Raw genomic sequence first — 12,349 nt, forward strand, 5'->3', positions numbered from 1 at the left:
TTGGGGGCCAGTCACGAGGTGATTGGCCCATTACCAGGAAAACAGCGGCCATTCTTTAGCGACGGTAGTGAGTTGTGGCGCATCGAAAACGGCCTGTGGTGAAACCACCGTTTCTTCAAGCGGGATATTTTTGCCGTAGCGTTCTTTGAGCTTCGCCTGGACCAGCGGGTTGCTAAGATCGAACTCTTTCAGTTTTTGCTGCTCGCCCACGCTCATTCCCAGCGCGTTCTGATACACCTTCCACACCACTTCTGAACAATACTGGCGATCGTCGCTCCACGAGAAGCTGAAGTCATACGGTTTACCAAGATAACGTTTTGTCGCTTGCGCCAGTTTTTGCTGTTGTTCGGTATTCAGCCCGCCTTCAACACGGCGCACAATGTATTTGCCCTTTTCACCGTGGGCGATCCACTGCTTCAGCGGGGTGTATTTCACCGGGCCGACGGCTTCAAAGACGTAGGGCTTTTTATTGCGTATCACCAGCATACCGGTATGGCTGTAATCGGAATGGGTCGCCAGTTGGATCGCTTTACTTTGCGATGAGCGAGAGATCTGAAAGATGATGTCGCCGGTTTGTGGCTGCCAGGCAAAGGCTGGCGCAGAAACCAGCAGGCTGGGGATGAGTAGCCTGATTTTCATCGTTAAACGTCCATGTATAAAAAGGCGGTGGGTTAGATCTGAGCCGCTGACAACGTGCTCGTTGTTTATGCCGGATGCGGCGTGAACGCCTTATCCGGCCTACAAGTTCGTGCAAATTCAATAGATTGCAATATGACGTAGGCCTGATAAGCGTAGCGCATCAGGCGATTTTGCCTTTGGCAGCACTCCCCACGCCGCTCTTTTCCGCTTTAGTATTCCCACGTCTCCGGGTTAATCCCCATCTCACGCATGATCTCTTTTGCCGCTTCCGGGATTTCGTCGCTGCGCTCTTTACGCAGATCGGCATCATCCGGCAGCGGTTGCCCGGTAAAGGCATGCAGAAACGCTTCACACAGCAGTTCGCTGTTGGTAGCGTGACGCAGGTTATTCACCTGACGACGCGTGCGCTCATCGGTGAGGATTTTTAACACCTTAAGAGGAATGGAAACCGTAATCTTTTTGACTTGTTCACTCTTCTTGCCGTGCTCAGCGTATGGGCTGATATATTCGCCGCTCCATTCAGCCATGAGATACTTAATCCTCTTCGTCAATAAATTGAGACCAGACCGTACAATTAATAAGGTTACTGGTCATAAACCCGCATAGTTTACCGTACAGGCGCTACCGTGACATCGTGTAATGCGCCTGTCAGCGTGATAATGCATGTAATTTTAACGGCAATTTCTGATTTGCTCAATCTATACGCAAAGAAGTTTAGATGTCCAGATGTATTGACGTCCATTAACGCAATGTTTACTCTGGTGCCTGTCTTTTCACCGATTCAGCCCAGGGAACTTCATCACATGACGCGTAAACAGGCCACCATCGCAGTGCGTAGCGGGTTAAATGACGACGAACAGTATGGTTGCGTTGTCCCACCGATCCATCTTTCCAGCACCTATAATTTTACCGGATTTAATGAACCGCGTGCGCATGATTACTCGCGTCGCGGCAACCCGACGCGCGATGTCGTGCAGCGTGCGCTGGCAGAACTGGAAGGTGGCGCTGGCGCGGTGCTTACTAATACCGGCATGTCAGCCATCCATCTGGTGACTACCGTCTTTTTGAAGCCGGGCGATCTGTTGGTTGCGCCGCACGATTGTTACGGCGGCAGCTATCGTCTGTTCGACAGTCTGGCGAAGCGTGGTTGTTATCGCGTGCTGTTTGTTGATCAAGGTGATGAGCAGGCATTACAAGCGGCACTGGCAGAAAAGCCCAAACTGGTGTTGGTAGAAAGCCCCAGTAATCCATTGTTACGCGTCGTGGATATTGCGAAAATCTGCCATCTGGCAAGGGAAGTTGGGGCGGTGAGCGTGGTGGATAACACCTTCTTAAGCCCGGCATTACAAAATCCGCTGGCATTGGGTGCCGATCTGGTGTTGCATTCATGTACGAAATATCTGAATGGCCACTCTGACGTAGTGGCTGGCGTGGTGATTGCTAAAGATCCGGATGTGGTCACCGAACTGGCCTGGTGGGCAAACAATATTGGCGTGACGGGTGGTGCGTTTGACAGTTATTTGTTGCTGCGTGGTCTGCGAACTCTGGTTCCGCGTATGGACCTGGCTCAGCGCAACGCGCAGGCGATTGTGAAATATCTGCAAACCCAACCGCTGGTGAAAAAACTTTATCACCCGTCGCTGCCGGAAAATCAGGGGCATGAAATTGCCGTGCGTCAGCAAAAAGGCTTTGGCGCAATGTTGAGTTTTGAACTGGATGGTGATGAGCAAATGCTGCGTCGCTTCCTGGGCGGGCTGTCGTTATTTACGCTGGCGGAATCATTAGGGGGAGTGGAAAGTTTAATCTCTCACGCCGCAACCATGACACACGCAGGCATGGCACCAGAAGCGCGTGCTGCCGCCGGGATCTCCGAGACGCTGTTGCGTATCTCCACCGGTATTGAAGATGGCGAAGATTTAATTGCCGACCTGGAAAATGGCTTCCGGGCTGCAAACAAGGGGTAAAAATGAGTGTGATTGCGCAGGCAGGGGCGAAAGGTCGTCAACTGCATAAATTTGGTGGCAGTAGTCTGGCTGATGTGAAGTGTTATTTGCGTGTTGCGGGCATTATGGCGGAGTACTCTCAGCCCGACGATATGATGGTGGTTTCCGCCGCGGGTAGCACCACTAACCAGTTGATTAACTGGTTGAAACTAAGCCAGACCGATCGTCTCTCTGCGCATCAGGTTCAACAAACGCTACGTCGTTATCAGTGCGATCTGATTAGCGGCCTGTTACCCGCCGAAGAAGCCGATAGCCTCATCAGCGCCTTTGTCAGCGATCTGGAACGTCTGGCGGCGCAGCTCGACAGCGGTATCACCGACGCAGTATATGCGGAAGTGGTAGGCCACGGTGAAGTATGGTCGGCGCGTTTGATGTCCGCGGTGCTTAACCAACAAGGACTGCCTGCGGCCTGGCTCGATGCCCGTGAATTTTTACGCGCTGAACGCGCCGCACAACCGCAGGTTGATGAAGGCCTGTCTTATCCGTTGCTGCAACAATTGCTGGTGCAGCATCCGGGCAAACGTCTGGTTGTGACCGGGTTTATCAGCCGTAACGACGCCGGTGAAACGGTACTGCTGGGGCGTAACGGTTCCGACTATTCCGCCACCCAAATCGGTGCGCTGGCGGGTGTTTCCCGCGTAACTATCTGGAGCGATGTCGCCGGGGTATACAGCGCCGACCCGCGCAAAGTGAAAGATGCCTGTCTGCTGCCATTGCTGCGTCTTGATGAAGCCAGCGAACTGGCGCGTCTGGCAGCCCCTGTTCTCCACGCCCGTACCTTACAGCCCGTTTCTGGTAGCGAAATCGACCTGCAACTGCGCTGTAGCTATACGCCGGATCAAGGTTCTACGCGTATTGAACGTGTACTGGCTTCCGGCACTGGTGCGCGAATTGTCACCAGCCACGACGATGTCTGTTTGATTGAGTTTCAGGTGCCAACCCGCCAGGATTTCAAACTGGCACATAAAGAAATCGACCAGATTTTGAAACGTGCTCAGGTGCGTCCGCTGGCAGTTGGCGTGCATAACGATCGCCAGTTGCTGCAATTTTGCTACACCTCCGAAGTGGCTGATAGCGCCCTGAAAATTCTCGATGAAGCAGGATTGCCAGGCGAACTGCGTCTGCGTCAGGGGCTGGCGTTGGTAGCGATGGTAGGCGCAGGTGTCACCCGTAACCCACTGCATTGCCACCGTTTCTGGCAGCAACTGAAAGGTCAGCCGGTCGAATTTACCTGGCAGTCGGATGACGGTATCAGTCTGGTGGCAGTACTACGCACCGGCCCGACCGAAAGCCTTATTCAGGGACTGCATCAGTCCGTCTTCCGCGCGGAAAAACGCATCGGCCTGGTCCTGTTCGGTAAGGGCAATATCGGTTCGCGTTGGCTGGAACTGTTCTCTCGTGAGCAAAGTACGCTCTCGGCGCGTACCGGATTTGAGTTTGTGCTGGCAGGCGTGGTGGACAGCCGCCGCAGCCTGTTGAGCTATGATGGCCTGGACGCCAGCCGCGCGTTAGCCTTCTTCAATGATGAAGCCGTCGAGCAGGATGAAGAGTCGCTGTTCCTGTGGATGCGCGCCCATCCGTATGATGATTTAGTGGTGCTGGACGTTACCGCCAGTCAGCAGCTTGCTGACCAGTATCTCGATTTCGCCAGTCACGGTTTCCACGTTATCAGCGCCAACAAACTGGCGGGAGCCAGCGACAGCAACAAGTATCGCCAGATCCACGACGCTTTCGAAAAGACCGGACGTCACTGGTTGTATAACGCCACCGTCGGCGCGGGCTTGCCGATCAACCACACTGTGCGCGATCTGATCGACAGCGGCGACACTATTTTGTCGATCAGCGGGATCTTCTCCGGCACGCTCTCCTGGCTGTTCCTGCAATTCGACGGCAGCGTGCCGTTTACCGAACTGGTGGATCAGGCGTGGCAACAGGGCTTAACCGAGCCTGACCCGCGTGATGACCTTTCCGGTAAAGACGTGATGCGCAAACTGGTGATTCTGGCGCGTGAAGCGGGTTACAACATTGAACCGGACCAGGTGCGCGTGGAGTCGCTGGTGCCAGCACATTGTGAAGGCGGCAGCATCGACCACTTCTTTGAAAACGGCGATGAACTGAATGAGCAGATGGTGCAACGACTGGAAGCCGCCCGCGAAATGGGGCTGGTGCTGCGCTACGTGGCGCGTTTCGATGCCAATGGCAAAGCGCGTGTTGGTGTAGAAGCGGTGCGTGAAGACCATCCGCTGGCATCACTGCTGCCGTGCGATAACGTCTTTGCCATCGAAAGCCGCTGGTATCGCGATAACCCGCTGGTGATCCGTGGGCCAGGCGCTGGGCGCGACGTCACCGCCGGGGCGATTCAGTCGGATATTAACCGCCTGGCGCAGTTGTTGTAATTTCAGGAATCTAATAATGCCTGGTACACATGTTTTCGTGTCTATGGTTTCTAACTAAATATATTGATTTATCATTTGGTTATAGGCCGGATGAAGCGTTTGCGCTACATCCGGCAAGAAGCAATAAGTACGTTGTCAGCCTGCATCTGTAATCCGGTCTGCCTTGCATTCCGGATTTTCTTTTCCTTACCATCCTGAATTTTTCTCATCTTTCCTGATTTTTCCTCACCATCATTGGTCATTTTTCGGTTGACGCTCCTCCGCTTTTCCTTCATCTTTACATCTGGACGTCTAAACGGATAGATGTTCACAACACAACATATAACTACAAGCGATTGATGAGGTAAGGTATGAGCTTTTTTCACGCCAGCCAGCGGGATGCCCTGAATCAGAGTCTGGCAGAAGTCCATGGGCAGATTAACGTTTCGTTCGAGTTTTTCCCGCCGCGTACCAGTGAAATGGAGCAGACCCTGTGGAACTCCATCGATCGTCTTAGCAGCCTGAAACCAAAATTTGTTTCGGTGACCTATGGTGCGAACTCCGGCGAGCGCGACCGCACGCACAGTATTATTAAAGGTATTAAAGAGCGTACTGGTCTGGAAGCTGCACCGCATCTTACCTGCATTGATGCGACTCCCGACGAGCTGCGCACCATCGCCCGTGACTACTGGAATAACGGTATTCGTCATATCGTGGCGCTGCGTGGTGACCTGCCGTCGGGAAGCGGTAAGCCGGAAATGTATGCTTCTGACCTGGTGGAGCTGTTAAAAGAAGTCGCGGATTTCGATATTTCAGTAGCGGCGTATCCGGAAGTTCACCCGGAAGCGAAAAGCGCCCAGGCGGATTTACTCAACCTGAGACGCAAAGTGGATGCTGGAGCCAACCGCGCTATCACTCAATTCTTCTTTGATGTCGAAAGCTACCTGCGCTTTCGCGACCGTTGTGTCTCTGCGGGGATTGATGTGGAAATTATTCCGGGCATTTTGCCGGTCTCTAACTTTAAACAGGCGAAGAAATTTGCCGACATGACTAACGTGCGCATTCCGGCGTGGATGGCACAAATGTTTGACGGCCTGGATGACGACGCCGAAACCCGTAAACTGGTGGGTGCAAATATCGCAATGGATATGGTGAAAATTTTAAGCCGTGAAGGGGTAAAAGATTTCCACTTCTATACTCTGAACCGTGCTGAAATGAGTTACGCGATTTGCCATACGCTGGGTGTTAGACCGGGTTTATAAGTGTTTTTGTTTCGGTGAAAATCACACAGTGATCACAAAATTAAAACAAAGCACAAAATGCCTCCTCGAAGCGAGGGGGCAGACCAGCAAAACTATTGACTCGCTTTTTCTCCTTTATTCCTTAAAGGAACAGGGAGAAAACAGCGATAAAGCCTCTTTGTATAAAGTATTTATCCGTAATCGGACATAATCAAAAAGGCTTATTTAAGATCATTTTGATCTACATCTCTTTAACTAATGATATGTAAGATCCCAACTATCGCATCCGTGGATTAATTCAATTATAACTTCTCTCTAACGCTGTGTATCTTAAGGGTAACACTGTAGAGGGAGCATATTGATGAGCACGTCTGACGATATCCATAACACAACAGCTAGCGGAAAATGTCCGTTCCATCATGGCGGTCATGACCAGAGCGCCGGTGCGGGAACAACCACTCATGACTGGTGGCCAAAACAACTCCGTGTTGACCTGTTAAACCAACATTCTAACCGTTCTAACCCACTGGGTGAGGACTTCGACTACCGCAAAGAATTTAGCAAGCTAGATTACTACGGCCTGAAAAAAGATCTGAAAGAGCTGCTGACAGAGTCCCAACCGTGGTGGCCAGCAGACTGGGGCAGCTACGCGGGTCTGTTTATTCGTATGGCCTGGCACGGCGCGGGGACTTACCGTTCAATCGATGGTCGCGGTGGCGCGGGGCGTGGTCAGCAACGTTTTGCACCGCTCAACTCCTGGCCGGATAACGTCAGCCTGGATAAAGCGCGTCGTCTGTTGTGGCCAATCAAACAAAAATATGGTCAGAAAATCTCCTGGGCCGACCTGTTTATCCTTGCGGGTAACGTGGCGCTGGAAAATTCTGGCTTCCGTACTTTCGGTTTTGGTGCCGGTCGTGAAGACGTCTGGGAACCGGATCTCGACGTAAACTGGGGTGATGAAAAAACCTGGCTTGCCCACCGTAATCCGGAAGAGCTGGCAAAACGGCCATTAGCAGCAACCGAAATGGGGCTGATTTACGTTAACCCGGAAGGACCAAATGCCAGCGGTGAACCGCTTTCCGCGGCTGCAGCTATTCGCGCGACATTTGGCAATATGGGAATGAACGACGAAGAAACCGTTGCGCTGATCGCAGGTGGTCATACGTTAGGTAAAACTCACGGTGCAGGCCCGGCAACGCACGTAGGTCCTGATCCGGAAGCCGCACCGATCGAAAACCAGGGCTTAGGCTGGAAAAGTGATTTTGGTTCCGGTGTCGGTGCCGATGCCATTACTTCAGGCCTGGAAGTGGTCTGGACGCAAACGCCGACTCAGTGGAGCAACTATTTCTTCGAAAACCTGTTCAAATATGAGTGGGTACAGACTCGTAGTCCGGCAGGTGCCATCCAGTTTGAAGCAGTCGATGCTCCGGAAATTATCCCGGATCCGTTCGATCCGTCGAAGAAACGTAAGCCGACGATGTTGGTCACTGACCTGACTCTGCGTTTTGATCCAGAGTTTGAGAAGATTTCACGTCGCTTCCTCGATGATCCACAAGCGTTCAACGAAGCCTTTGCCCGTGCATGGTTCAAACTGACGCACAGGGATATGGGGCCGAAATCTCGCTACATCGGACCGGAAGTGCCGAAAGAAGATCTGATCTGGCAAGATCCGCTGCCACATGCGTTCTTCAACCCGAGCGAGGAAGATATCCTTAATCTTAAGGCGGCGATTGCTGAATCTGGCCTCTCCGTGAGCGAGCTGGTTTCTGTTGCCTGGGCTTCCGCCTCCACCTTCCGCGGTGGGGATAAACGTGGCGGCGCGAATGGTGCGCGTCTGGCATTGGCTCCACAGCGCGACTGGGAAGTTAATGCCGCAGCAGCACGTGCATTGCCGGTGCTGGAAGGGATCTACAAATCCTCCCATACAGCGTCGCTTGCCGACATTATTGTTCTTGCCGGTGTCGTTGGTGTTGAAAAAGCGGCGAGTGCGGCGGGTATCAGCGTTAATGTTCCGTTTACACCGGGCCGTGTAGACGCGCGCCAGGATCAGACTGACATTGAGATGTTTGAGCTGCTCAAACCTGTTGCCGACGGTTTCCGTAACTATCGTGCTGCGGCGGGTGAGGCTACAACTGAATCTCTGTTGATCGATAAAGCACAGCAATTGACCCTGACTGCACCGGAAATGACGGTGTTGGTCGGCGGGATGCGCGTACTGGGTGCCAACTTCGATGGCAGCAAAAACGGCGTCTTTACTGACCGCGTGGGCGTATTGAGCAATGACTTCTTTGTGAACTTGCTGGATATGCGTTACGAGTGGAAAGCGACCGACGAATCGAAAGAGCTGTTCGAAGGCCGTGACCGTGAAACGGGTGAAGTGAAATACACTGCCAGCCGTGCGGACCTGGTATTTGGTTCTAACTCCGTCCTGCGTGCGCTGGCAGAAGTTTACGCCAGCAGCGACGCCCACGAGAAGTTTGTTAAAGACTTCGTGGCGGCATGGGTGAAAGTGATGAACCTCGACCGTTTCGACCTGCTGTAATCTGAACTCCTTCAGCGACTGCCTTTCAGGCGGTCGCTGAAGTTTCTTTACCAGCGTATAGTGTCCACAGGAAAACTACACACTGGATCTCTCATGTCTGCCGCAGGAAAGAGCAACCCACTGGCAATCAGTGGCCTGGTTGTGCTCACACTTATCTGGAGTTATAGCTGGATTTTCATGAAGCAAGTCACCAGCTACATCGGTGCCTTCGACTTTACTGCTTTACGCTGCATTTTTGGCGCTCTCGTTTTATTCATCGTCCTTTTATTACGTGGTCGCGGTATGCGTCCGACGCCGTTTAAATACACTTTAGCTATTGCCCTGTTACAAACCTGCGGGATGGTGGGACTGGCGCAATGGGCGTTGGTGAGCGGCGGAGCAGGGAAGGTGGCAATCCTGAGCTATACCATGCCGTTCTGGGTGGTGATTCTCGCGGCGCTGTTTCTTGGTGAACGCCTGCGACGCGGGCAATATTTCGCTATTCTGATTGCCGCCGTTGGATTATTGCTGGTGTTACAGCCGTGGCAACTCGATTTCTCCTCGATGAAAAGCGCCATCCTGGCAATCCTCTCCGGCATCAGTTGGGGGGCGAGTGCGATTGTTGCTAAACGCCTTTATGCCCGCTATCCGCGCGTGGATTTATTGTCGTTAACATCCTGGCAGATGCTTTATGCGGCGCTGGTGATGAGTGTGGTCGCCTGGCTGGTGCCGCAACGTGAAATTGACTGGCAGCCCACGGTGTTCTGGGCGCTGGCCTACAGTGCGATTCTGGCGACGGCACTGGCCTGGAGTTTGTGGCTATTTGTACTGAAAAACTTACCTGCCAGTATTGCCAGCTTAAGCACGCTGGCGGTTCCTGTTTGCGGCGTACTCTTTTCCTGGTGGCTGCTTGGTGAAAACCCCGGCGCGGTTGAAGGCAGCGGTATTGTGCTGATTGTGCTGGCACTGGCGCTGGTAAGCCGTAAGAAAAAAGAAGCCGTCAGCGTAAAAAAAATCTGAAGAGCGTCTTCCCTGGGCGCTATCGCTTATTGAGCAAAATAGCGGTAGTGCCCGACAATCTGCCAGCTAAACAACACATCTTCTTCCTGCGCGCCTGCGCCAATGTTATGTATCACCAGTGGCGTACCGTTGCGGGCGAAGCCATCTGAAACCACCCCAATATGTGCCAGCCCGTTATCTAATCGCCAGGAGACAATATCGCCCGCTTGATAGTCACTGGGGTTCTTGCTGGTGGGGCGTGTTTTATCGTGGCGGATAAACCAGGTTTCCAGATTAGGCACCCGACGGTGATCGATGTTGCTGTCCGGGCGCTTTAACTTCCATTTTTGCGGGTACTCGGCAAAATTCTTCGCCATATCTTCATGAATCAGCTTCTGCAAATCTACCTGCTGGCTGCGTAATGCGCGGATCACTACATCAGAACATACGCCGCGTTCCTGCGGGACATCACCGCCAGGATAGGTAAGCTGCACATACGCCGGATCGTAAAATAGCGTGCTGCTAATTTGCTGTCTAGCACCGTCTGCGATGGCAAGGTTGGTGTTGGCCTGGATTTGTACCACGGTTGGTGGAACGGCGGGAGATTTTAAGGAGTGGCTGGTAAATGCCGTTAGAAGGCTGACCAACGCCAGTGAAGCTTTCATCTGTTTCGTCCGTGAAAATAAGAGTCACAGATTCGACCTTCCGGGCTAACGATTGTTCTGTGGAGAAAATGTCCAGAAGCGGATAAAAAACTCCCGAACAAGCCGGGAGTTTGGCGTAGGTTATTCCCACTCTTGCAGGAAACGCTGACCATACTGGTCGGCTACCAGCAATGCAGCGTAAACCTGATCTGGCGTGGCGCCGCCAGGCATGTTGTGAATAGTTTCACCTTCTGCACAAGATGCTTCTGCGACAATCCGCATTTTCGCCGGGATATCTTCTTTAATATCCAGTTGTGCCAGGGTAATTGGCAGGCCGACAGCATGGCACAGCGCAGCTACGGTTTCGATTTCCTCAACTGGTGCGTTTTCCAGAACCAGTTGCGTCAGCGTACCGAATGCCACTTTTTCACCGTGATAATAGTGATGCGCATCCGGAATGGCCGTCAGGCCATTGTGCACCGCGTGCGCCGCCGCCAGGCCGCCGCTTTCAAAGCCCACGCCGCTCAAATAGGTGTTAGCTTCAATCACACGTTCCAGCGCCGGAGTCACCACATGCTGTTCAGCGGCAAGCATCGCTTTTTCGCCTTCTTCCAGCAGGGTGTTGTAGCACAGTTCAGCCAGAGCCAGTGCTGCCTGAGTACATTTACCGCCCGCCATCGTGGTTGCGCCGCTGCGGGAACAGGCACGTGCTTCAAACCAGGTTGCCAACGCATCGCCAATACCCGCCGCTAACAGACGTGCAGGTGCGCCAGCAACAATTTTGGTATCCACAATGACACGTTCCGGGTTGTTCGGCAGCAGCAGATAGCGGTCAAACTCACCATCATCGGTGTAGATAACAGACAGCGCACTGCACGGTGCGTCGGTAGAGGCGATAGTCGGAGCGATTGCTACCGGAACACCCATGAAATGTGCCAGTGCTTTGGCGGTATCAAGGGTTTTACCGCCGCCAATACCGAGAATTGCACCACACTGTGCGGTTTCTGCGATGCCACGTAGACGATCGATTTCATTTTGCGAACATTCACCGCCAAAGGGTGCGATTTCAACAACCAGCCCGGCATCTTTAAAGCTTTGCTCGACGGTTGCCTGAGCAAAACCTAATACAAATTTATCGCCAACAACTAACCAACGTTCTGCCAGCGGTTTCAGGTATTCGCCCAGGCGATTAATTACATCAGCGCCCTGGATGTATTTACCTGGTGATTGAATAATGCGGTCCATAATTGCTCCTTTAGAGATGAGTATTGCCAAATGCGGCATTCCAGTCGTGCTCGAACTTCTCTATAGCTGACTCTACCGCAGGGGTGTTAAGCATTTGTTGCGCTACATCTAAGGGCAGTGTGATGGATTCACATCCTGCCAGCAAACAATCCAGCGCCTGACGCGGTGTTTTAAAGCTGGCTGCCAGCACCATGCTTTCTGGCGCGTGCATTTCCAGTAACGCTTGCAGCTCCTGTACGGTACGAATGCCGTCTCCGCCCTGAGCGTCCACGCGGTTTACATAGGGGGCCACGTATTTTGCGCCAGCCAGTGCGGCTAATAGCCCTTGTGCGGCGCTGTAGACTGCGGTTCCCAGCGTGGTAATGCCTTCTTTTTTCAGCAATTTAATTGCTGCCAGACCTTCGGATGTTACCGGAATTTTCACCACAATTCCCGGAATAACGTCGCGCAGACGTTTCGCTTCTTCTACCATGCCCTGTGCGTCGCGGCTCATAGTCTGAGCAAACAGAATGCCCTCATCACCAATCGCTTTTTGCAGACGCGGCAGTACATCCCAGATGGACTCCTTGCTGGCAGCAATAATGCTCGGGTTAGTCGTCACTCCGGCAATCGGGAATATGCGTGCCAGACGTTCGACTTCTGCGACGTTAGCGGTGTCCAGATACAGTTCCATGATGTTTCC

Annotated in this window: 10 protein-coding genes; 5 read left to right on the forward strand and 5 right to left on the reverse strand. The window is 52.9% G+C overall.

Annotated features, from left to right (window positions below; translation table 11 throughout):
• Positions 1 to 30 precede the first annotated feature (30 nt).
• Positions 31 to 639, reverse strand: coding sequence for a YiiX family permuted papain-like enzyme (locus C7B16_RS12000; protein ID WP_016249369.1), 609 nt, complete (start codon positions 637 to 639; stop codon positions 31 to 33).
• 209 nt (positions 640 to 848) lie between these two features.
• The gene (gene metJ, locus C7B16_RS12005) at positions 849 to 1,166 is read right to left on the reverse strand and encodes a met regulon transcriptional regulator MetJ (protein ID WP_000852812.1); all 318 of its coding nucleotides are present in this window, start codon (positions 1,164 to 1,166) and stop codon (positions 849 to 851) included.
• Between the two features lie 276 nt (positions 1,167 to 1,442).
• Here metJ and metB point away from each other — a divergent pair, with 276 nt between their 5' ends.
• The 5 genes from metB to yijE all read left to right on the forward strand — a co-directional run bounded on the left by metB (position 1,443) and on the right by yijE (position 9,799).
• Positions 1,443 to 2,603 (forward strand): cystathionine gamma-synthase, encoded by a 1,161-nt coding sequence (gene metB / locus C7B16_RS12010; protein WP_038354996.1) that lies wholly within the window; start codon positions 1,443 to 1,445, stop codon positions 2,601 to 2,603.
• A gap of 2 nt (positions 2,604 to 2,605) precedes the next feature.
• A complete protein-coding gene (gene metL / locus C7B16_RS12015; protein ID WP_107179745.1) occupies positions 2,606 to 5,038 on the forward strand; it encodes a bifunctional aspartate kinase/homoserine dehydrogenase II in 2,433 nt (810 codons plus the stop codon).
• Between the two features lie 350 nt (positions 5,039 to 5,388).
• The gene (gene metF, locus C7B16_RS12020) at positions 5,389 to 6,279 is read left to right on the forward strand and encodes a methylenetetrahydrofolate reductase (RefSeq protein ID WP_107179746.1); all 891 of its coding nucleotides are present in this window, start codon (positions 5,389 to 5,391) and stop codon (positions 6,277 to 6,279) included.
• Positions 6,280 to 6,619: 340 nt separating this feature from the next.
• A complete protein-coding gene (katG, locus tag C7B16_RS12025; RefSeq protein ID WP_000107702.1) occupies positions 6,620 to 8,800 on the forward strand; it encodes a catalase/peroxidase HPI in 2,181 nt (726 codons plus the stop codon).
• A gap of 93 nt (positions 8,801 to 8,893) precedes the next feature.
• The gene (gene yijE / locus C7B16_RS12030) at positions 8,894 to 9,799 is read left to right on the forward strand and encodes a cystine transporter YijE (protein WP_001271260.1); all 906 of its coding nucleotides are present in this window, start codon (positions 8,894 to 8,896) and stop codon (positions 9,797 to 9,799) included.
• Positions 9,800 to 9,825: 26 nt separating this feature from the next.
• Here yijE and C7B16_RS12035 read toward each other — a convergent pair whose 3' ends face one another.
• The 3 genes from C7B16_RS12035 to fsa form a co-directional block, all read right to left on the reverse strand.
• Positions 9,826 to 10,443, reverse strand: coding sequence for a DUF1287 domain-containing protein (locus C7B16_RS12035; protein WP_107179747.1), 618 nt, complete (start codon positions 10,441 to 10,443; stop codon positions 9,826 to 9,828).
• Between the two features lie 120 nt (positions 10,444 to 10,563).
• Positions 10,564 to 11,667 carry a bifunctional L-1,2-propanediol dehydrogenase/glycerol dehydrogenase gene (gldA, locus tag C7B16_RS12040; RefSeq protein ID WP_000373979.1) on the reverse strand — a complete coding sequence of 368 codons (1,104 nt, stop codon included), beginning with the start codon at positions 11,665 to 11,667 and terminating at the stop codon, positions 10,564 to 10,566.
• 10 nt (positions 11,668 to 11,677) lie between these two features.
• Entirely contained in the window at positions 11,678 to 12,340 is a 663-nt protein-coding gene (fsa, locus tag C7B16_RS12045; protein WP_000424828.1) for a fructose-6-phosphate aldolase, read from the reverse strand.
• Between the last annotated feature and the right edge of the window lie 9 nt (positions 12,341 to 12,349).

Source organism: Escherichia sp. 20412-1 (assembly GCF_003027595.1).
GTDB classification, from domain to species: Bacteria; Pseudomonadota; Gammaproteobacteria; order Enterobacterales; family Enterobacteriaceae; genus Escherichia; species Escherichia marmotae.